The organism is Billgrantia bachuensis (assembly GCF_011742165.1).
Taxonomy (GTDB): Bacteria; Pseudomonadota; Gammaproteobacteria; order Pseudomonadales; family Halomonadaceae; genus Halomonas; species Halomonas bachuensis.
Genome location: NZ_JAAQTO010000013.1, coordinates 260,415 through 279,125 on the forward strand (window position 1 = coordinate 260,415; position 18,711 = coordinate 279,125).

The 18,711-nt window shown below is 63.4% G+C and carries 20 protein-coding genes; 12 read left to right on the forward strand and 8 right to left on the reverse strand.

Annotated features, from left to right (window positions below; translation table 11 throughout):
- Nucleotides 1-40: 40 nt before the first annotated feature.
- Nucleotides 41-652 (reverse strand): NAD(P)-dependent oxidoreductase, encoded by a 612-nt coding sequence (locus HBJ55_RS05955; protein ID WP_167112019.1) that lies wholly within the window; start codon nucleotides 650-652, stop codon nucleotides 41-43.
- A 148-nt stretch (nucleotides 653-800) separates the two neighbouring features.
- Here HBJ55_RS05955 and HBJ55_RS05960 point away from each other — a divergent pair, with 148 nt between their 5' ends.
- The gene (locus HBJ55_RS05960) at nucleotides 801-1,172 is read left to right on the forward strand and encodes a winged helix-turn-helix transcriptional regulator (protein ID WP_167112021.1); all 372 of its coding nucleotides are present in this window, start codon (nucleotides 801-803) and stop codon (nucleotides 1,170-1,172) included.
- Between the two features lie 34 nt (nucleotides 1,173-1,206).
- Here the strand turns inward: HBJ55_RS05960 and folE2 are convergent, their stop codons facing one another.
- Nucleotides 1,207-2,109 (reverse strand): GTP cyclohydrolase FolE2, encoded by a 903-nt coding sequence (gene folE2 / locus HBJ55_RS05965; RefSeq protein ID WP_167112023.1) that lies wholly within the window; start codon nucleotides 2,107-2,109, stop codon nucleotides 1,207-1,209.
- 102 nt (nucleotides 2,110-2,211) lie between these two features.
- Nucleotides 2,212-3,285, reverse strand: coding sequence for a CobW family GTP-binding protein (locus HBJ55_RS05970; protein ID WP_167112025.1), 1,074 nt, complete (start codon nucleotides 3,283-3,285; stop codon nucleotides 2,212-2,214).
- Nucleotides 3,286-3,498: 213 nt separating this feature from the next.
- Here HBJ55_RS05970 and HBJ55_RS05975 point away from each other — a divergent pair, with 213 nt between their 5' ends.
- From HBJ55_RS05975 to HBJ55_RS05995, 5 genes are all read left to right on the forward strand, one after another.
- Complete coding sequence (locus tag HBJ55_RS05975) at nucleotides 3,499-4,506, forward strand: GlxA family transcriptional regulator (RefSeq protein ID WP_240935987.1); 1,008 nt, start codon at nucleotides 3,499-3,501, stop codon at nucleotides 4,504-4,506.
- Between the two features lie 153 nt (nucleotides 4,507-4,659).
- Nucleotides 4,660-5,643, forward strand: a complete 984-nt coding sequence (locus HBJ55_RS05980) for a TRAP transporter substrate-binding protein (RefSeq protein WP_167112027.1) — start codon at nucleotides 4,660-4,662, stop codon at nucleotides 5,641-5,643.
- A 60-nt stretch (nucleotides 5,644-5,703) separates the two neighbouring features.
- Complete coding sequence (locus HBJ55_RS05985) at nucleotides 5,704-6,201, forward strand: TRAP transporter small permease (RefSeq protein WP_167112029.1); 498 nt, start codon at nucleotides 5,704-5,706, stop codon at nucleotides 6,199-6,201.
- On the forward strand, nucleotides 6,198-7,478 hold the full coding sequence (locus HBJ55_RS05990) for a TRAP transporter large permease (protein ID WP_167112031.1): 1,281 nt from the start codon (nucleotides 6,198-6,200) through the stop codon (nucleotides 7,476-7,478). The genes HBJ55_RS05985 and HBJ55_RS05990 overlap by 4 nt, the downstream gene beginning before the upstream one ends.
- Nucleotides 7,479-7,527: 49 nt before the next feature.
- Entirely contained in the window at nucleotides 7,528-8,544 is a 1,017-nt protein-coding gene (locus HBJ55_RS05995) for a proline racemase family protein (protein ID WP_167112033.1), read from the forward strand.
- Between the two features lie 91 nt (nucleotides 8,545-8,635).
- Here HBJ55_RS05995 and HBJ55_RS06000 read toward each other — a convergent pair whose 3' ends face one another.
- On the reverse strand, nucleotides 8,636-9,403 hold the full coding sequence (locus tag HBJ55_RS06000; protein WP_240935988.1) for a DUF899 domain-containing protein: 768 nt from the start codon (nucleotides 9,401-9,403) through the stop codon (nucleotides 8,636-8,638).
- A gap of 139 nt (nucleotides 9,404-9,542) precedes the next feature.
- On the opposite strand from HBJ55_RS06000, the gene HBJ55_RS06005 reads away from it, so the two are divergent.
- The 3 genes from HBJ55_RS06005 (at nucleotide 9,543) to HBJ55_RS06015 (ending at nucleotide 11,823) form a co-directional block, all read left to right on the forward strand.
- Entirely contained in the window at nucleotides 9,543-10,763 is a 1,221-nt protein-coding gene (locus HBJ55_RS06005) for a helix-turn-helix domain-containing protein (protein ID WP_167112037.1), read from the forward strand.
- A gap of 35 nt (nucleotides 10,764-10,798) precedes the next feature.
- Nucleotides 10,799-11,428, forward strand: coding sequence for a Vgb family protein (locus HBJ55_RS06010; protein WP_167112039.1), 630 nt, complete (start codon nucleotides 10,799-10,801; stop codon nucleotides 11,426-11,428).
- A 191-nt stretch (nucleotides 11,429-11,619) separates the two neighbouring features.
- On the forward strand, nucleotides 11,620-11,823 hold the full coding sequence (locus HBJ55_RS06015) for a cold-shock protein (RefSeq protein WP_167112041.1): 204 nt from the start codon (nucleotides 11,620-11,622) through the stop codon (nucleotides 11,821-11,823).
- Between the two features lie 50 nt (nucleotides 11,824-11,873).
- Here HBJ55_RS06015 and HBJ55_RS06020 read toward each other — a convergent pair whose 3' ends face one another.
- Nucleotides 11,874-12,929 (reverse strand): GlxA family transcriptional regulator, encoded by a 1,056-nt coding sequence (locus tag HBJ55_RS06020; RefSeq protein WP_167112043.1) that lies wholly within the window; start codon nucleotides 12,927-12,929, stop codon nucleotides 11,874-11,876.
- A gap of 147 nt (nucleotides 12,930-13,076) precedes the next feature.
- Between HBJ55_RS06020 and HBJ55_RS06025 the strand changes: the two genes are divergently transcribed.
- The 3 genes from HBJ55_RS06025 (at nucleotide 13,077) to HBJ55_RS06035 (ending at nucleotide 15,729) form a co-directional block, all read left to right on the forward strand.
- Nucleotides 13,077-14,144 (forward strand): class I SAM-dependent methyltransferase, encoded by a 1,068-nt coding sequence (locus tag HBJ55_RS06025; RefSeq protein WP_167112045.1) that lies wholly within the window; start codon nucleotides 13,077-13,079, stop codon nucleotides 14,142-14,144.
- 248 nt (nucleotides 14,145-14,392) lie between these two features.
- Entirely contained in the window at nucleotides 14,393-14,596 is a 204-nt protein-coding gene (locus HBJ55_RS06030) for a cold-shock protein (protein ID WP_167112047.1), read from the forward strand.
- A 347-nt stretch (nucleotides 14,597-14,943) separates the two neighbouring features.
- On the forward strand, nucleotides 14,944-15,729 hold the full coding sequence (locus HBJ55_RS06035; protein ID WP_240935989.1) for a DMT family transporter: 786 nt from the start codon (nucleotides 14,944-14,946) through the stop codon (nucleotides 15,727-15,729).
- A 117-nt stretch (nucleotides 15,730-15,846) separates the two neighbouring features.
- Here HBJ55_RS06035 and HBJ55_RS06040 read toward each other — a convergent pair whose 3' ends face one another.
- From HBJ55_RS06040 to HBJ55_RS06050, 3 genes are read right to left on the reverse strand one after another with little or no spacing between them, the layout of a single operon-like run.
- Entirely contained in the window at nucleotides 15,847-17,232 is a 1,386-nt protein-coding gene (locus HBJ55_RS06040) for an ATP-binding protein (protein ID WP_167112049.1), read from the reverse strand.
- Nucleotides 17,201-17,887, reverse strand: a complete 687-nt coding sequence (locus HBJ55_RS06045) for a response regulator transcription factor (protein ID WP_104204578.1) — start codon at nucleotides 17,885-17,887, stop codon at nucleotides 17,201-17,203. Before HBJ55_RS06045 ends, HBJ55_RS06040 begins: the two co-directional genes overlap by 32 nt.
- Nucleotides 17,887-18,660: a MipA/OmpV family protein gene (locus tag HBJ55_RS06050; protein ID WP_240935990.1), complete on the reverse strand. Its 774-nt coding sequence runs from the start codon at nucleotides 18,658-18,660 to the stop codon at nucleotides 17,887-17,889. Before HBJ55_RS06050 ends, HBJ55_RS06045 begins: the two co-directional genes overlap by 1 nt.
- Nucleotides 18,661-18,711 lie beyond the last annotated feature (51 nt).

Genomic DNA, 18,711 nt, shown 5'->3' on the forward strand with positions numbered 1-18,711 from the left:
CATCTTACATCGCGTTATTCGCAGCAGGCCGGGGACGGAATCAGTAGCCCACGGTGAAGCGCTGGCGTACATGGGCGGGGCGTTCGAGTTCGTCGACCAGGGCGATAGCGTAGTCCTCGAACGAGATGCTGGAGCCCTGCTCGTTGCTCAGCAGCGCATCCTTGCCGAGGCGGAAATCGCCGGTACGCTCGCCGGGCACGAACATCGCCGAGGGGGAAAGGAAGGTCCAGTCGAGATCCTCGACGGTTCTCAGACGCTCCAGAAAGGCCACGCCTGAGCTCGCTTCATCCTTGTACTCGGCCGGAAAGTCCGGCTGGTCGATCAGGCGCTGGCCAGGGGCGACCTGCAGGCTGCCGGCGCCACCCACCACCAGGTAGCGCTTCACTCCCGAGTCGCGCACCGCGCCGATCAGCGTATCGGCATCGCTAGCGGTAAAATGCACCGCGCTGATCACCGCGTCATGGCCGCGCAGCATTTCGGCCAGCCCCGCCCGGTCGTAGACATCACCTTGGCGGGTCATGACCCCAGGCAGCTTGGCGATTCTTTCGGGATGACGGGCGATGGCGGTCACCATATGACTGCGCTCGGAGAGTTCCGCAAGAATACGAGAGCCGGCGTTGCCGGAAGCACCGATGAGAGCGACGTTTGCCATGATCAAGTTCTCCTTGGTTTGAAATCAGGACTAGGTCTACTAAATAGACCTATACGGCAAACTATGGTACTTCTCATCCATCCGCAAGAAGTCACCGCGGTGCGACCCGGTCATACCGGGATGACTCATGAGCCCCCAGGGAGCCGCCATGACTCAACAACCATCCAAGATTGTCGAATTCGACCACCCCTGCCCCATCCGCGACGTACTCGACCGCATCGGCGATCAATGGAGCGTTCTCGTCCTGCTGACCCTGCAGCCCGGCACCAGGCGCTTCAACGAGCTGATGCGCGAGATTGGCGACATCTCCAAGCAGATGCTCTCGCGTACCCTCAAGCATCTGGAGCAGGATGGATTCATCACCCGTACGGTCTATCCGGAAGTGCCGCCCCGCGTGGAGTACGACCTCACCGAACTCGGCCACTCCTTCCTCGAACCGATGCAGGCCCTGGTGGCCTGGGCCGACGCCAATCACCGCACCATTGCCGAGTCGCGAAGGCGTTATCGGGCAGGAGAGTGATAACGGCTGGCTTTCGCCAGCTGCTGCCAGCTGTTCACGGCCGCCCCTCGCCCCAGTTCCACTCGCTGCGTGCCACGGCGTCGTGAGCATGCAGGCTTTCGGCATGCACCACGCGCAGCCGAAAGCCATCGGTGCCGGGCTGCTCACGCAGGGCTTGGTGCAGGCGGCGTGCGGCATCCTCGCAGAACATCAGGTTCTGGCCGTTGGCCAGGGCGAAGGCCTGCTCGTCGATCCGCTTTACCGCCGTTTGCAGCGCAGTGCCCAGTGCTCGCTCGGTGCGATCCACCAGGCTCAGCAGCGGCAACTCGTCCTGCCCTTCAGCCAACCGCACCGAGAGGTGAGCCTGGCTGCGCTGGCTATGGGGCGTGGCCAGGATGCCCTGCTCGCTGCCCAGCCAGGCCCGCACTGCCTCACGGCTGACCGGCATGTCAGTGAAATCCTCGTCAAAGGCCTGTTGGATCAGTTGGCGTGACAGTGCCGCCGAACACGGGCAGGTGGAGGAGTAGCCCACCGTCAGGTCGAGAATGGCCTCGAAGCCCTGGTCGTCGCGGCGGCAATGAAGGGTGAAGGGATAGCCCTTCCAGCCCGCCAACGGGCTGATCAGCGCCGGGCGCTTGAGCAGCACCTCGCCACCGAGATCGAGAAAAGCGTTGCTGGAAAGCTCCGCATGGCTGTCGAGAAAGTTCTTCAGCACCCCTGCCACGAGGGAGAGCGAGAGCTCACGCTCCTCGAGTTCGGCCAGGGCCAGGTAGAGGCGCGACATGTGGATACCGCGCGCGGTGGGGTCGTCCAGGCTGACGCCCGCCGAAGCGTAGCCGATCACTCCCTGACCGGCCACTTGCAGCGGCAAGGCGATATGCTCCATGCCGACCCAGCTCAAGGTGCCGAGGCACGAGGCTGGCGCCAGGGCAATGTCTTCCAGCGGTAACCTGTTCATCGCAAGGGACTCTTTCTGTGTGCATGATGTTTAGTAGTACGACATGGCTAAGTTGCCGTGTTGATGCAGATCCGGCATGCCACTAGACCCGTTGCCGCCCGGTCAGATCGCCCGCTCCGGCTGGAAATAGTCGAATAGCTGCGTGACCGCTGCGGGCGCCACCCCGTTGGTGATGAATACGAAGCGCGAGATACCGTCGCTGCAGGCCTCGGCCGGCAGCGGCTCCGGCGGGTGGAAGATGTGCTGCACGCCATGCAGCGCCAGCGGCTCTTCCCGCCCGGCAATCTTCACGATGGCCTTCACCCGCAGGATCTTTTCGCCCATCAGCGACATCAGCAAGTCCAGCCAATCCTCCAGCACCTCCGGCGCGATAGGCTCCTCTACGGTGAAACAGAACGAGCGGATCTGTTCGCCATGCCGAGTAAGCGACGGGCCGGACGTCGGCGCCAATATCGAGATCAGGGAACCCGCAGCGGGGGGCGCCATGCCCACCGCGGTCGAAACCTGAGCATAGGATGCCGCGCTCAGCCATTGCTCGGCACGGCGCTGTTGGGCCCCGCCGGTCAACTGCTCGGCCGATACCTCACCGTGTCGCACCTGCAACTGTTCGGCGGCCGGGTTGATCCTGTTCAGATGCTCGGCCAGTCGCGACAGTCGTGCCTCGTCCACCAGATCCGTCTTGGTGATCAGCAGCCGATCGGCGATGGCGGCCTGGCGCTGCGACTCACGGTGGGCGTTCAGCGTCGAGACGCCGCTGGCGGCATCCACCAGGCAGATCACTCCATCCAGTTGCAGGCGATGGGCCAGCCAGTAATCGGTCATCAAGGTCTGTAGGATGGGAGCCGGGTCGGCAAGCCCGGTCGTCTCGATGATCACTCGGGAGAAGGGTTCGCCACCCGCCCGCTCGATTGCATCGAAGGTCTTCTGCACGGTGCGGCTCAAGTCGCCGCGAATGGTGCAGCACAGGCAACCACTGCTCATTTCCACCACCGTTTGTTCGTCGCCCTCGGCGACCAACCGGTGGTCCAGACCGATATCGCCGAACTCGTTGATCACCACCAGCGCATCCTTCATGGCGGGCTGGCGCACCAGGCGATTGAGCAGCGTGGTCTTGCCGCTACCGAGAAAGCCGGTCAGTACGGTAACGGGTATCTGGTCGTGGGTATCTGAACTCATGTTGAACACCGTAACGGGGTGGGATCGGACCAATGAGACCGGCCTGCATGGGATTGCGTCACATTGCCCGAATGCGAATGTTATAACATAACAAATCAAGTCAAGGAGTTGAAGGATGAATCATGGCCGAACGGCACCGAGAGGCTCGAAGATCGCCGGGCAGCGGAGCATACTGGTGGGCACGAATCGTCGCTCCATCGAGACGAGGCCTGAATGTCCCAGTCCCAACAACCGCCGCTGCGTGTCGGCTTCATCCTGCTGCCCCTGTTCACGCTGAATGCCTTCGCCGGCTTCATCGATTCGCTACGCCTGGCTGCCGACAAGGGCGGACGCAGCCGGCAGATTCACTGCAGTTGGCAGATCATGGGGCCCGGGCCGGTGACGTCCAGTTGCGGCCTGGAGGCGACGCCGCAGACCTCCTATCGCGATCCGAGCCACTTCACTCATATCGCCGTGTGCGGTGGCAACAACTACCTCGATCCGCATGAGGACAAGGCGCTCAGCGAGTATCTGAGGGAGGCCTGCAAGCAGGGCGTCAAGCTGGTCGGGGTCTGCACCGGCACCTTCGCCATAGCCCGTGCCGGACTGCTCAAGGGCCAGCGGGTGTGCGTTCACTGGAACGTGATAAACGACTTCCGCCGTCAATTTCCCCAGACCGACGCCACGCCCGACCGGCTGTTTCTCGAATCGGTACGCGTCATCACCTGCGCCGGCTCATCGGGGGCCACCGACATGGCGCTACACCTGATTCGTCGAGAATGCGGGCCGGACAAGGCCCAGCAGGCCATTCGCCACATGATTCTCAACGGAATGCGCACCTCCAACTCGCCGCAGACCCACTTCTTCGAGGCTATCCAGGACATACGCGACGAGCGGGTCAGGGTCGCCGTGTTGACGATGGAACAATCACTCAATACACGCCTGGACAGCCAGGCCCTGGCCGAGCGCATCAACCTCAGTCCGCGCCAGCTCGACAGGTTGTTCCATCAGGAAATGGGCACCACGCCCATGCGTTACTTCAAGACCATGCGCCTGCGCTACGCCGAATGGTTGCTGCAACATACCGACGGCTCGATCGCAGAGATCGCCGCCGAGTGTGGCTTTTCCGATGCCTCCCACCTGGCACGTGATTTTCAGGCCCACTACCGCTACAGCCCCAGGCAGTCGCGCCGCAAGGGGCTGCTTAGCCAGACAGGCCAAGCGAGCGCCGAGGCCTCCTGAGCACGGCGGCCCGAGCGTCGCATGTCCGATATCTCCCCTTTCTTGTCCGTTTTCTTCTATAAGTGGCCACTGCACGGCCCTAACCTTAGAGGCACGTGTTCGTTCACCCAGTGACACGACTCCCCTCTAAACAACAACCCATGGAGCGTCACCATGAAGTGCAAACTCCCGCGTCTCCTGACCGCCGTGGCAGTAGGCCTCGGCATTGCCGGTTCCGCGACGGCCGCCGAGCTTGAGCTGCGCGCCGCCACGATCGGCAGCCAGCAGGGCATCCAGATGGCCGGCCTCAACGCGCTCGCCAGTCACGTGGCCGAAGCCACCGCAGAAGGCGTCGAAGTCCGGCTGTTCCACTCCGGCGCCCTGGGCGACCAGGTCAGCAACATCGAATCCCTGGACACCCGCACGCTCGATATCGCCACCATCGAAACGCCGATCACCACCATTGACGAGGACATGGGCATTCTCTCGCTGCCCTACCTGTTCCGCGATCGCGACCATGTCGCCAGCGTGCTCGGTGGCGAGATCGGCGATGCGCTGAAGGAGCGGCTGCAGGAGCAGGGTTACCGGGTCATCGGCTTCTACGAGGGCGGCTTCCGGCACATCACCAACAACCGCCGCGCCATCGAAACGCCGGACGACCTGAGCGGCCTGCGCATCCGCACCCCGGGCAGCCGCCAGCGTGTGGAGATGTTCAACGCCTACGGCGCCAACGCTTCGCCGCTGCCCTACCCGGAACTTTACTCGGCGCTGCAGACCGGCGTCTTCGACGGCCAGGAGAACCCGCTGGTCGAGGTCGAGGCCAGCCGCTTCTACGAAGTGCAGGATTACCTCTCGCTTTCGGGTCACGTCTATACCGTGGGCTTTCTGCTGATGAACGAAGCGCGCTTCCAGGACCTTCCCGACGAAGTGCAGCAAGCGTTGCTGGAAGGCGGACAGAAGGCCTTCGACGCCACCGCCGATTTCGGCGAGCGCGCCGACCAGAGCGTCATCGAGCTGGTCGAGCAGAACGGCATGCAAGTCAATGAAGTCGATCGCGATGCCTTCATCGAAGCGTCCCAGCCGCTGTGGGAACGCTTCACCCAGGACATGTCGGACGAAGCGCGCGAGCTGGTACAGCGCATCGCCGAGCATCCCTGAGCCTCACCGTGTCAGCCCGGCGGGCCGCCCCGGCCCGCCACTTCCCTGCAGGAGCCTCCCATGCTTGATCGTTTTTTCGAAGCGGTCGCGGCACTGCTGTTGTCTGCCATCACCCTGCTCGCCCTGGCGGCCGTGGCTGCGCGCTACATACTCAACGCCTCGCTGTCCTGGAGCGCCGAAGTGCTGATAGGCCTGCTGGTCTACGTGACCTTCTTTTGCGGTTACCTGGCGCTGCGCAAAGGGGCACATCTGCGTATCGACGTGGTGGCCGCCTGTCTGCCCGCCCGCGGCCAATGGACTCTGTTCTTCCTCAACCAGGCGCTCATCGGCGTGGTCTGCGTGGTCATGGTGGTGTGGGGGCTGGAACAGACCCTGACCTTCTCCCACCGTACCACCCTGATGCTGGGCGCCCCCCAGTGGCTGTTCTACGCCGCCGTGCCCATCTCCGGCGTGGGCATGCTGCTGGAACTGATTCGCCAGTGCATTGCCGCCGTCAAGGCCGAGGCACCTCCCTATGAAGCCGCCCGGCAAGCCGCGCTGGAGGAGAGTGCCTCATGATCCTGCTTGCCATCCTTCTTGCCCTGCTGGCCCTGATCGGCCTGGCCATGCCCATTGCCTTTGCGCTGACCCTGGTCTCGATCGCCGTCCTGGCCTTCTCCGGTGTCGACATGCTGGTCCTGGTGCAGCGCCTCTACCGTGGCACTGAGTCATTTCCATTGCTGGCGGTCCCGCTGTTCATCCTGGCCGGCCAGATCATGAACCACAGCGGTATTTCGGGACGCCTGATCGATCTGGCCCGCGCCCTGGTCGGCGCCATTCGCGGCGGCCTGGCCGCGGTGAACATCCTGACCTCGATGTTCTTTGCCGGCATGAGCGGTACTTCGATGTCCGATACCGCGGCGGTAGGCGGCGTGATGATCCCGCAGATGGTCAAGCGCGGCTATTCGGCCTCGTTTACCGCTGCGGTCACGGCCTCATCCTCCACCATCGGCATCATCATTCCGCCCAGCGTGCCCATGGTCCTGCTCAGCGCCTACATGGGCCTCTCGACCGGTGCGCTGTTCGCCGCCGGTCTGATCGCCGGTGCGCTCACCGCCCTCGGCCTGATCCTGGTGGCCTGGTGGATCTCGGTGAAGCGGGAATATCCCATCGAGTCCGCCTTCTCGCTGAGCGAGCTGGGCCGTACCTTCGTCGGCGCCCTGCCGGCCCTGATGATGCCGATCATCATCCTGGGCGGCATCCTGGGCGGCATCTTCACGCCCACCGAAGCCTCCGCGGTAGCGGTCGCCTACGGCGTGCTGGCCGGCATGCTGCTCTACCGCTCGCTTTCGCTTCGCGCCCTCTATCTCGCGCTGGTGGAGAGCGCCGTGCTCACCGGGGCGGTGATGTTCGTGACCGCCGCGGCGCATACCCTGGGCTATACCTTCACCTACCAGAGCCTGGGCCAGTTGATTCTCGGCCCCATCGCGGCCCTCGACATGGGTCCGATCGGCTTCCTGCTGATCCTGAGCCTGGTACTGATCATTGCCGGCACCTTCCTCGATGGCATCGCCATGATGTTCATCGTGGTACCGCTTTTCCTGCCCAGCGTGCAGCTGCTCGGCATCGATCCGCTGCAGTTCGCCATGGTGGTGATCCTGTGCTGGGGCATCGGCCAGCAGACACCGCCCGTCGGCGCCGCGCTATTCATCACCAGCGTGATCTCCAAGGTCGATGTGATTCGCATCACCTACGCCAACTTGCCCTTCATCGCCGTGATGCTGCTCGTGCTGCTCGCCGTGATCGTCTGGCCGGAAGGCATCGTCATGAGCGTACCCCGCTGGTTCGGCCTCTAGCCGTGCACTGCGTACCCAACCCCCAACGCCATAGCCACAGGAAGTTCCAATGAACAACCAGCAGTTTCTCGACGTGATCTACACCCATACCGAAGGCGAGCCGACCTGCATCGTCCATGGCGGCATCCCCTATCCCTTCGGCGGCGACATCCTCGACAAGCGTCGTTATCTCCAGCAGCACCACGACCATGTGCGGACCAGCCTGATGCGCGAACCGCGCGGCCACCAGCACATGTTCGGCGTGTTTCTCACTCCGCCCTCCGATGCCGATCACGACGCCGGCATGCTGTGGATCGACGGCGAGCAGTTCGTCGACATGTGCGGCCACGGCACCATCGCACTCTCCATGGCCATGGTCGCCCATCGCCTGGCGCCACCCCCACAGGAGAACGGCCTCACCCGCATCCGCTTCGAAACCACCGCCGGCACCGTGGTCTCCGAGGTGAAGGCCGACGCCGACAAGGTGCACTGGACCCGTTTCGAGAACGTGCCCGCCTTCGTCATGGAGCAGGACATCCCCGTCAACGTACCCGGCCTCGGCATCCTCAAGGCTGATCTGGTCTTCGGCGGCAACTTCTTCGCCATCATCCGGGTGCCCGCCGACAAGCAGCCCATCTGTCCGGAAAACGGGAGCTACTTCTCCCACGCCGGCCAGGCCGTGAAGGCCGAGCTCAATGCCCGAATGGAGATTCGTCACCCGACCCATCCGCACATCAACGGTTTGAACTTCGTCACCTTCTGGCACGAGGGCTCACAGCCGGATTCGCTCTACCGCAACGTGCATGTGTTCTCCGACGGCAAGCTCGACCGCTCGCCCGGCGGCACCGGCACCAGTGCGATGATGGCCATGTTCCATGCCCGCAACGAACTGGAAGTGGGCCGCCCCATCCACTCCGAGGGCCTGCTCGGCAGCGGCCGCTTCACCGGGGAGATCCTTGGCGAGACGGAAATCGGCGGCTACCGGGCCATCCGCCCCAGCGTGCAGGGCACCGCCGAACTGATCGGCTACGCCAAGTGGCTGATCGACGCACGTGACCCGGTCGGCCGAGGCTTCGTGATCCGCTGACCGAGCGATTCGCAACGACGAAAAACGCCGCCCCTGGCTCGCCAGGGGCGGCGTTGTCATGCGCTGCTGGTCGAGACACCCACCACCTGACTCACCTCACCTCGTACTCATCATGGCGGCGCCACCAGACGCCCGCCGTCTCGTTGCGCCCCTTGGGCGCGCGATCGAGCCACTGGTACATGCCCCATAGTCCGTCCAGACCACGCGCATAAGTGGAATAGGTATGGTAGATGACGCCGTCCTCGAGCACGAATGCGCTCATGCCCGGTCTGTCACGCTGGAACGTGGCCGCATCGGTTCCACACATGGCGGCGATCTTGTCCTCCGCTCCTTCGCTGCCTTCCTGGCCCGCGCGCCACTCAATCACTACCGGTTCGTGCTGATAGTTGTATTCGATGCCCCCCTCACGCTGCTGCTGCTCGGGGAACCACACATTGAAGTCGGCGTTGAAGTCGCTGCCATGCGAGGACGCCCAGGGAAAGGTCCAGCCCAGTCGCTGTTTATAGGCCTGTAATTTCTCGAGCGGCGCCCGCGACACCGCCCACAGCATCACGTCATGGTTGGCCAGGTGGACGGCAATGCCGTTGAAGCCATCGGCGATCGATGAGCAGGACGGACAGCCGGCTGCGTAATCGGGCCCGAACATGAAGTGGTAAATAAGAAGCTGCGAGCGCCCTCGAAAGAGATCCGCCAACGAAGCACTGCCTTCGTCGGTCTCGAAACGATATTCCTTGTCGATCCGTACCCATGGCAGTGTCTGCCGTCGCCGCGCCAGCTCGTCGCTACGCCGTGTCAACTCCTTCTCCGCCTGAAGCAGTTCGAGCCGCGCTGCCAGCCACTCGTCACGTGTTCCGGTCATGTGTGTCGTCATCGTCTTGCCCTCCCTTCGCCAGTGCTACTGTTCGTTTCATCCCAATAAGACGCGCTCCTTCGCGGTCATGAGATACCTTTAGTGCCAGAAACCGAACGGTGGGAGTAACAAGTGTGGCGGGATTCCGATGGACTCACTGATCACGGCCGCGGCACGTGCCCTTGCGGCGGGGGATCCCCTCGGCGCCTTGAACCTTGTCGCCCTGTGTGACGACGCGCCTGCGCTCGCGCTTCGCGGGATTTCGATGGCGCAGCTCGGCGACTTCGCCAGCGCCAAGCGGCTCCTGCGCCGGGCGGCGCGCGCCTTCGGCCCGAAGGACGCCATGGCCCGGGCGAGGTGCATTGTCGCCGAAGCCGAGATCGCTCTCGTCTCGCGCGACCTGAGCGGCTCCGCCAGGGCCCTCGATGCGGCACGGGCGACGCTCGAAGCGCACGGCGACCGGATCAACGCCGCGCATGCACGCCATCTCGAAGCCCGCCGCCTGCTGCTCATGGGGCGCTTCGACGAGGCGGAGCTCGCGATCGGCGAACTCGACCCAGCCCCCTTTCCGCCCGCGTTGAAGATCGCCTACGAACTCGTGGTGATGGGGATCGCGACGCGCCGCCTGCGCACCCAGGCGGCGCGCGCTGCACTCGCCCGGGCCGAACATGCCGCACGGAGTGCCGACATCCCCGCACTGACGGCGGAAGTCGAGAGTGCCCGTCGGGTGCTGGACACACCCGCCGCACGTCTGGTGGCACATGGCGAGGAACGGTTCCTGTTGCTCGACGAGGTCGAAGCCCTGCTGGCGTCGGAGACCCTCGTCGTGGATGCCTGCCGCCACAGCGTACGTAGCGCAGACCGGTCGGTCTCGCTGTCCGGTCGCCCGGTTCTGTTCGCCCTCGCCCGCCTGCTGGGCGAAGCCTGGCCGGACGACGTGCCGAGGGAGGAGCTCATCGCTCAGGCATTTCGCACGGTGTACGCCGACGAGTCGCATCGCGCACGGCTGCGCGTCGAAATCGGGCGGCTCCGCTCGGCGCTTACTCCCCTCGCCGACGTGCGTGCGACGAAACGTGGCTATGCGCTGGTACCACGACACGCCCCCGAGGTCGTGGTGCTGGCGCGGCCGTTCGAAGAGAAGCACGCTGCGGTGCTCGCCCTGTTGGCGGACGGCGAGCCGTGGTCGAGTTCGGCCCTGGCGCTGGCACTCGACACCAGCCAGCGCACCGTCCAGCGCGCGCTCGACTCGCTGGCCGAAGAAGGCAAGGTGCAGGCGTACGGGCGCGGGCGGTCACGCCGCTGGCTGACCCCACCCTTGCCGGGATTCACGACAACCTTGTTACTCCCCGCTTTTCTGCCGGGTGATTAGTCTGACAACACCTACCGAGTGATGAGGACTACGCAATGACCCGTTCCACCGCTGAAATTCTGCGTGAATATGGCCCGTTCCCCGGCGTCGAGAACGTGCATGGTGTCACGTTCGACGGCCAGCACGTCTGGTTCGCCACCGGCGATACGCTGAACGCTCTCGACCCGGCAAGCGGCGAGACACCGCGCAAGCTGGAAATCGCTGCCCAGGCGGGCACGGCCTTCGATGGCCGACACTTGTTCCAGATCGCCGATGATCGAATCCAGCGAATCGACCCCGACAGCGGTCGCGTACTGGCCACGATCCCGGCGCCTCCCGGCGGCGGTCATTCCGGGCTTGCCTGGGCCGAAGGCGCGCTCTGGGTGGGGCAATATCGGGAGCGGAAGATCCGTCAGCTCGACCCGGACACCGGGGCGGTCCTGCGCACCATCGAGACCAACCGCTTCGTTACCGGGGTCACCTGGGTGGATGGCGAATTGTGGCACGGCACCTGGGAAGACGATGCGAGCGACCTGCGGCGAATCGATCCCGACACGGGCGAGGTGCTTGAGAGCCTCGAGATGCCGCCGGGGATGGGGGTGTCGGGACTCGAAGCCGATGGCAACGGCCGTTTCTTCTGCGGCGGTGGCGGCAGCGGCAAGGTAAGGGCCGTGCGCCACCCCTGAAAATAAAAAATAAAGCCTTTGACCCACGGTGCCAAACCATGGCACCGTGGGTTCAGCTGGTAAGCAAGTGGCATAGTTTCAGTAGCGTTCGATTCTTTCGGCAGCCTGTAATTTACCCCTGTCCTACCCGCTACACATCTGGGTAACACCAGGAACATTGCAAGGCGCGATTGCGCGAAAGGATTCAGAACATGGCAACTGGCACCGTAAAGTGGTTCAACGACTCCAAAGGTTTCGGCTTCATTACTCCGGCCGATGGTGGCGATGATCTCTTTGCCCACTTCTCCGAGATTCAGTCGGAAGGCTTCAAGTCCCTGCAGGAAGGTCAAACCGTCTCTTTCGACGTGACCCAGGGCAAGAAAGGCCTTCAGGCTTCGAACATCAAACTCGCCTGACCTAACGGTCACGAGTTGTCGGACCTCTCCGGTTCGAAATCAGGGCCCGCTTAGGCGGGCCTTGTTGCGTTCTGGGGCCGGCGAGCGAAATCGGGAATGCGGAAGCGACGGCGATAGGCACTCGGAGCGAGGCCTGTGGTGCGCTTGAACAGACGCCGGAAGAACGCCGAATCCTCGTAACCGACCCGCCAGCTGATCTCCTCCACCGAAGCTTCGGAGCGCTCCAGCCGACGCTTGGCATCCTCGATACGCAGGCGCTGCACGTAGGCGATCGGCGTCAGGCCGGTGGCGGCGGCGAAACGCCGCTTGAAGGTACGCTCGGCCAGCGTCGAACGCTCGATCATTGCCTCCACCGGGTGGGCGAGTGCGAAATGCTCATCCAGCCACTGCTGCCCGCGCTGGATCTCGCCATCGCCATGGTCCGTCTTGGCGGCGAACACCAGGTAAGGCGTAAGCCCATCCTGATGCCACTGCAAGGCGAACAGTCGCGCCACCTCCTGCGCCGTGGTCGCGCCGGCATAGCGCGCGATGAGATAGAGCGCCAGGTCGTGCCAGCTCATCGAAGCGCCCGAGCTCACCAGTTCCTCTTGCTGGCCGGCAATCACCAGCACGCGCTCCGGGTGCGTCGAAACGGCCGGGTAGCTGGTCATGAACGCTTCCGCATAGCCGAAGTGAACCGTCGCCTCCTTGCCGTCGAACAGCCCCGTCTCGGCCAGCAGAAACACACCCGAGCACGCCGAGCAGAGCACGGCGCCGCGTTCATGCACGGTGCGCAGCCATTCGACCAGGTGGGGATAGCGGCCCTTCTCCCAGCCCTGAGCCGGGAGCAATACCGAGGGAACGATGACGATGTCGCTACTCTCGATGCTGTCGATGGAGCGCTGGACATCGATCGGCACGCCGCTGGCCAGCTTCAGCGGTCCCACGGCCTCCCCCACGATCTCGATATGAAACGGGGCAGGGGCATTTGGTGCCACCAAGCCCATGAGCGCCACGCCGTTCATCACGTCGAAGAGACCGGCAAGCGTTGAGACCACGGCATCGGGCAGCGCCACGAGGCTGACGTGCCGGGGGCTCGCCCCAGCAGGGATGGCTGATCCGGTCATGGCGCCATGCGCCTCTCAGGTAGGGAGGATTCAGTGTGGCACAAACGGACCGATTGCGGGCGAATTAGGCTCTTCAGCGAGTAGTGCCGCGCGGCGATGATGAGCGGGACGCTGGACCCCCACACAACAAGACAGGAACCGCACTGGATGAACGCCCCCGCAATCGATCAGACCAAGCTTGAATCCTTCGTCGCCCAGGCCGTTGGCGACCTCTCCTCGGCCTATGGCGGCGTGATGGTCAGCCTAGGCAGCAAACTCGGCCTGTACAAGGCCATGGCGGGCGCCGGGCCGATCGGCGCCAAGGAACTCGCCAGCCGCACCGGCTGTGCCGAGCGCTACGTCTCCGAGTGGCTGAACGCCCAGGCCGCCGGCGGCTACGTGGGCTACCACGCCGCCAGCGGCACCTACGAGCTATCCCCCGAGCAGGCCATGGTGCTTGCCGATGAAGAGAGTCCCGTCTTCATCCCCCATGCCTGGCAGGTGCCGGCCTCGATGTGGTTCGACGAGGAGCGCACTCTGGAAGCGTTTCGCACCGGCAAGGGCGTGGCCTGGGGCGACCACGACAGTCGCCTGCAGTGCGGTGTGGCGGCGTTCTACCGCAACGGTTATCGTGCCAGCCTGGTACCGGAGTGGCTGCCCGCCCTGGAGGGCGTGGTCGAACAGCTCGAAGCCGGCATTACCGTGGCCGACGTGGGTTGTGGCCACGGCCACTCGACCGTACTGATGGCCAAGGCGTTCCCCAACTCGCGCTTCCACGGCTTCGATGTTCACCCAGCCTCGATCGAGGCCGCCAGGCAGAACGCCGCCGCGGCTGGCGTTGCCGATCGCGTGAGCTTCGAACTCACCCAGGCGGTGACCTACCCCGACAGGCAGTATGGGCTCATCTGCTTCTTCGACTGCCTGCACGACATGGGCGACCCCATCGCCGCCGCCCGCCACGCCGAACAGGTGCTGGCGCCCAATGGCACAGTGCTGCTGGTCGAGCCCTACGCCCAGGACAAGGTCGAGAACAACCTCTCGGTCGTCTCGCGCCTGTATTATGCCGCCTCCACCACCATCTGCTGCGCCCACGCCATCTCGGAAGGAGGCCACCTCGTGCTCGGCGCCCAGGCCGGCGAAGATCGCCTGGCCGACGTGTTCCGCCAGGCGGGCTTCACCCACTTCCGGCGCGCGGCGGAAACGCCGTTCAACCTGATCCTCGAAGCGAGGCGTTAACTTTACGCGACGAGTCCGCCCGGTCATGCAAACAGCTTGGCGGGATTAGTTTCAGCAAAACAAAAAAATAAACCCTTTGACCCACGGTGCCCAAGCATGACACCGTGGGTTCAGCTGGTAGCAAGCAGTACGGTTTCAGTAGCATTCGAATTCTTTCGGCAGCCTGTAATTGAACCTTGTTTTACCCGCGGCACATCTGGGTAAAACCAGGAACATTGCAAGGCGCTAAATGCGCGAAAGGATTTATTATGACGACTGGAACAGTCAAGTGGTTCAACGATTCCAAAGGCTTCGGCTTCATCACCCCCGCCGATGGCGGTGACGATGTCTTTGCCCACTTCTCCGAAATTCAGGCAGAAGGCTTCAAGTCCCTGCAGGAAGGTCAAAACGTCTCCTTCGACGTGACCCAGGGCAAGAAAGGCCTTCAGGCTTCGAACATCCAACTCGCCTGACCTAACGGTCACGAGTTTTCGAACCTCCCGGGTTCGACAGCAAGGCCCGCCTAGGCGGGCCTTGTTGCGTTGGGAGGTTGAGCGAGCCAGGCCTTTCCCGATCGCTCCTTCACGGCTTCGATGCCCACGCGGCCTCGATCGACGCGGCCAGGCGCAACGCGGCTGCGGCGGGTGTTGTTAATGACGGTTCAAGAGGCGTGCATGTGTCGCACAAGCCTTTCCGCGTGACGTGGAGAGAATAGCCCGCTCCCACCGGGGCCGTATCCTTGCAGACAAACTGTCAGTACCTTCTTGATCTCCCACGGCTGAACGCCTGACCACTACGTATCCCGGCAGGAGCACTTCGGATGTCTTTCTCTTTACATGGCCACGGACGGGGCCTGGTGATGGCGGCTGCCGGTGTCACTGTTCTGAGCTTCGACAGCTTGCTGGTCCGCCTGGCGGCAACGGATGGTTGGAACATCATCTTCTGGCGGGGTGCCTTGATGGGACTATCGCTTAGTCTGCTATGCCTCGACGGGCGCCGGTTGGCGACGCTGCGCGGCCATCTTGGCGTATCACTGTTCTCCGCGCTACTGTTGGGCATCACCTCCAGTCTGTTTGTCCTGGCTGTCATGAACACCAAGGTAGCGAATGTGGTGGTCATCCTAAGTGCCGCTCCCCTGTTTGCTGCCCTGTTTACGCATTTCTTTTTGCATGATCCCGTGGCCGTGCGAACCTGGGTGGCGATAATTTCGGCCATGGCCGGCATGCTGATCGTCTTCTCTGCCTCGCTGACCAGCGACGGCCTTGTCGGCGATGTCTACGCGGTGATCGCAGCGGCCGCCGTCGGTGGTAACCTCACGCTCCTGCGCCGTCACCCCAACTTGGACAGAATACCCCTCATCGCCATTGGAGGTGGGTTATCGGCATTCATTGCCTGGCCGATGGCAACGCCGCTGGCCCTCACGACACAAAGCTATGGCATATTGGCCCTGATGGGCCTACTGCAGATGCCATTGGCCACCGCACTGATCAATAATGCGACCCGTCATCTGCCGTCGGCAGAAGTTGCCCTGTGTTTGGCACCCTGTGGGTTTGGTGGTGGTTGGGTGAGCAACCGCCTCAGGCGACCCTGCTCGGCGGTTTTGTGATCCTGTTGACGCTCTTCCTCAATGCCTGGTCAGGCCTGCGTGAATCCAACCGCCGAATGGTTCGGCCCCTTGGCGGGAACCTCCACCTATAGCGGTCAACTCGACCCTCAGAGGTAACTAGGGATCATTGGCAACCTCACTTCCCTCCCCATTCGACAGCCGGAACCTTAGCCCCGGTTCGGCCTGCTCGGCCGTGAGGCGCCAGCCATGCGCCAGTGCAATCTCCTGGCAGATAGCCAGGCCCAGCCCCGCTCCGAGGTCTCGCCGATGCGCAGCGCGCCAGAAGCGTTCGAACAGCAGGGGCAGCTGCTCTGCCTCGACGCCGGGGCCTCTGTCCCGCACGGTCACCGTATCGCCCTGGATCTCCACACTGACGCAGCTCTGGGCGGGGGCATGCTGGATGGCGTTCTCCAACAGGTTCTTGAGCAAGGTGAAGCAGGCTGCACGGTCCGCTTTCCACTCCACGTCGCCGACGGCACGCACCGCCAAGTGAACGTCGGCGGTTTCCGCCATGCGATGCAAGTAGGAAGCGGCATCGTGGGCGATTTCCTGCATCCCGACGGTGGTGAAATGGTAGTTATGCGCCTCGCTGGCTTCCGCCAGGAGCAGTAGCTGCTGCACCTGGCGGGTCATGTATTCGACGTCGCTCAATAGCGAGTCGCGGTCGTTCCTGCCCTCTGCTTTCAACTCGATCTGAGCGCGGATCAACGCCAGCGGTGTCTTCAACTCGTGTGCTGCGTTGCCGAGAAACTCCTGCTGCACACGGTAGCCTCGTTCGAGGCGCTCCAACGCCCGATTGAAGCTGTCGACGAGAGGGGCGATCTCCGTGGGCACCGCTTCCGTCTTCAGCCGGGCATCAATGGAGCGCGGCGAGATGGTCGCGGCGGATTCCGATAAGTCTCGCAGCGGCTTGAGGGTATAGCGCAAGGTGATATAGGCACACAAGCCGAAGGCGACGAACAGGACAGCGCCGAATACCGTGACGCCGGCGACCACCTGCGGCCAGGCAACGGTATAGACGACATCCATGAACCTCGCACTGACGGCGAATTGCAGATACCACCTTCGCCCATCGTAAACGAGGGGCTCGGTGGCGCCGTAGAAAGTGTTTCCCCCATGCTCGAAAGTGAAGTTTCCGCGCGCCAAGCGAAGCAGATCGCCATCGGAAGGCCAAAATGCCTCTCCGGCACTCGAGAAGACGACCGTGTTTCCAGCTTCATCCAGGATCCGATAGGCCGTCTCGCGCTGAGGGCCCTCGTATAGCCAAGCGCGGTCGTCCATGCTCGAGTCGAACCCGACGGGTCTGCCACTGCTGTCGAATTCGATATTGTCCGCCATCCCCTCCGCGGCGTCGGCCAGATCCATCCGGGCCAGCATGTTGCTCTGGATCACCACTACTGCAGCGATCACCAGCAGCACGATGCTGAGCACCATCCCCGCCACGTAGGCCAGCAGCACCTTCAGGCTAATGCTATTCAGCGGGAGCATTTTCACGCAGCGCATACCCCAGCCCCCTGATGTTGACGATGCGCTGCCGTGAACCGATGGCGAGCAGCTTGCGACGTAGACGGTGCAGGGCCACATCCAGGGCGTTCGGCGTGACCGCGTCGCTCAGCCCCCAGGCCGCCGCCTCCAGCGCGCTGCGACGCACCACCTCCTCGTGCTTGTGTAAGAGCAGCTGCATGATATGCAGCTCCGCGGGGGCGAGGGTGATGCTTTCGTCTCCCCTGCATAGAACACCGGCTTCGGGGCGCAGCGTCAGGTCGCCGTGGCTGGGATCGATCGGGTGAAACTCCACTGGGCGGCGCAGCAGCGCGCGGACGCGTGCCACCATCTCGTCCATGGCAAACGGCTTGGGCAGGTAGTCATCGGCCCCGGCTTCGAGACCCTGTACCCGATCATGCAGCGCATCGCGCGCCGTCAACACCAGGCAAGGCACGCCGAGGCCGACGCGGCGCATCTTCTGCAGCAGGATGAGGCCATCCCCGTCCGGCAACCCCCGGTCGAGAACCAATGCCTGGTAGGGCATCTGCTGGACGGCGGCCCATGCGGCATCGATGCGCTCGGCCACATCGACGGCGATGCCAGCGGTTTCCAGCCCCTTGCACATTAGCCGGGCCAGCCGATCATGGTCCTCGACCAGGAGTATTCGACTCATCAGAAGCGGTAGAGATAGCCAAGGTACACGCTATTAGTGGTCGAGCGATCCACCAGCGGACTGTCCTTGATCTCATCCGCCAGGCGCGTCACTTCGACGCCCATGAGCACCGAGTGGTGCTTATCGAACATGTAGACGCCACGTACTCCTGCCTCGATGTTAGTAGCGGACTCCCCGGCATAGGCAGGCCGATCGAAGCGAACCTCATCGTCGCGAACGCCGAAATAGTAATCGATTGTCTTAGCGTCCTGCCAGCTCGCGCCCACGTGCGGCGTAAGCAGGAAATGCTCTCCGAAGTCCCAGGTTCTCTCCAGGACGACATTGATGAGTTGGCCCTTGCTGTTGCCCGACACGTCAGCAAGCCATTCGGCGCCGACATCAACGAAATCGCTGCTCCACTCCATCTTGGCACCCGCCCAGAAGCCACCTTTGCGCTCGCTCATGCCATCGAGGATATCAGCGTCGCCTTCTTCATAGCCGCTGCCGTCATACTGGACGACGATACCAAAGTCGAGCTCTTGAGAATCGCTGATATCGAGGCTCGGCAGCTTGAATTCGATCTCCGGGCCAAAGAGATGAATGTACCGGTTCTCAACCTCAAGCAGCGGCAGGGGCTGGTTGTCCCGACCGATATCGGCGTAGGGCTCCTGCTCGCTCATTACGCCGAGCCCCAGCCCCCAGGTCGTGGTGGACGACTCGGGGTCGTTCGGCTCTTGGGCCAGGGCCGTCGCCGAGGTGCAGAGACCAACGGCGAGCACGGAGACGGCCGCCATACGTGAGACAGAGGCGGAGGAGATCGAGTCAAGCGGGGATATTAGAGACAT

Coding starts and splice junctions, on each gene's coding strand:
- HBJ55_RS05995 (WP_167112033.1), top strand. CDS start 7,528: ATGAACAACCAGCAGTTTCTCGACGTGATCTACACCCATACCGAAGGC.
- HBJ55_RS06030 (WP_167112047.1), top strand. CDS start 14,393: ATGACGACTGGAACAGTCAAGTGGTTCAACGATTCCAAAGGCTTCGGC.
- HBJ55_RS06045 (WP_104204578.1), bottom strand. CDS start 17,887: ATGAGTCGAATACTCCTGGTCGAGGACCATGATCGGCTGGCCCGGCTA.
- HBJ55_RS05985 (WP_167112029.1), top strand. CDS start 5,704: ATGCTTGATCGTTTTTTCGAAGCGGTCGCGGCACTGCTGTTGTCTGCC.
- HBJ55_RS05990 (WP_167112031.1), top strand. CDS start 6,198: ATGATCCTGCTTGCCATCCTTCTTGCCCTGCTGGCCCTGATCGGCCTG.
- HBJ55_RS06040 (WP_167112049.1), bottom strand. CDS start 17,232: ATGCGCTGCGTGAAAATGCTCCCGCTGAATAGCATTAGCCTGAAGGTG.
- HBJ55_RS05960 (WP_167112021.1), top strand. CDS start 801: ATGACTCAACAACCATCCAAGATTGTCGAATTCGACCACCCCTGCCCC.
- folE2 (WP_167112023.1), bottom strand. CDS start 2,109: ATGAACAGGTTACCGCTGGAAGACATTGCCCTGGCGCCAGCCTCGTGC.
- HBJ55_RS06005 (WP_167112037.1), top strand. CDS start 9,543: ATGGACTCACTGATCACGGCCGCGGCACGTGCCCTTGCGGCGGGGGAT.
- HBJ55_RS06025 (WP_167112045.1), top strand. CDS start 13,077: ATGAACGCCCCCGCAATCGATCAGACCAAGCTTGAATCCTTCGTCGCC.
- HBJ55_RS05970 (WP_167112025.1), bottom strand. CDS start 3,285: ATGAGTTCAGATACCCACGACCAGATACCCGTTACCGTACTGACCGGC.
- HBJ55_RS06050 (WP_240935990.1), bottom strand. CDS start 18,660: ATGGCGGCCGTCTCCGTGCTCGCCGTTGGTCTCTGCACCTCGGCGACG.
- HBJ55_RS06015 (WP_167112041.1), top strand. CDS start 11,620: ATGGCAACTGGCACCGTAAAGTGGTTCAACGACTCCAAAGGTTTCGGC.
- HBJ55_RS05975 (WP_240935987.1), top strand. CDS start 3,499: ATGTCCCAGTCCCAACAACCGCCGCTGCGTGTCGGCTTCATCCTGCTG.
- HBJ55_RS05955 (WP_167112019.1), bottom strand. CDS start 652: ATGGCAAACGTCGCTCTCATCGGTGCTTCCGGCAACGCCGGCTCTCGT.
- HBJ55_RS06020 (WP_167112043.1), bottom strand. CDS start 12,929: ATGACCGGATCAGCCATCCCTGCTGGGGCGAGCCCCCGGCACGTCAGC.
- HBJ55_RS06010 (WP_167112039.1), top strand. CDS start 10,799: ATGACCCGTTCCACCGCTGAAATTCTGCGTGAATATGGCCCGTTCCCC.
- HBJ55_RS06000 (WP_240935988.1), bottom strand. CDS start 9,403: ATGACCGGAACACGTGACGAGTGGCTGGCAGCGCGGCTCGAACTGCTT.
- HBJ55_RS05980 (WP_167112027.1), top strand. CDS start 4,660: ATGAAGTGCAAACTCCCGCGTCTCCTGACCGCCGTGGCAGTAGGCCTC.
- HBJ55_RS06035 (WP_240935989.1), top strand. CDS start 14,944: ATGTCTTTCTCTTTACATGGCCACGGACGGGGCCTGGTGATGGCGGCT.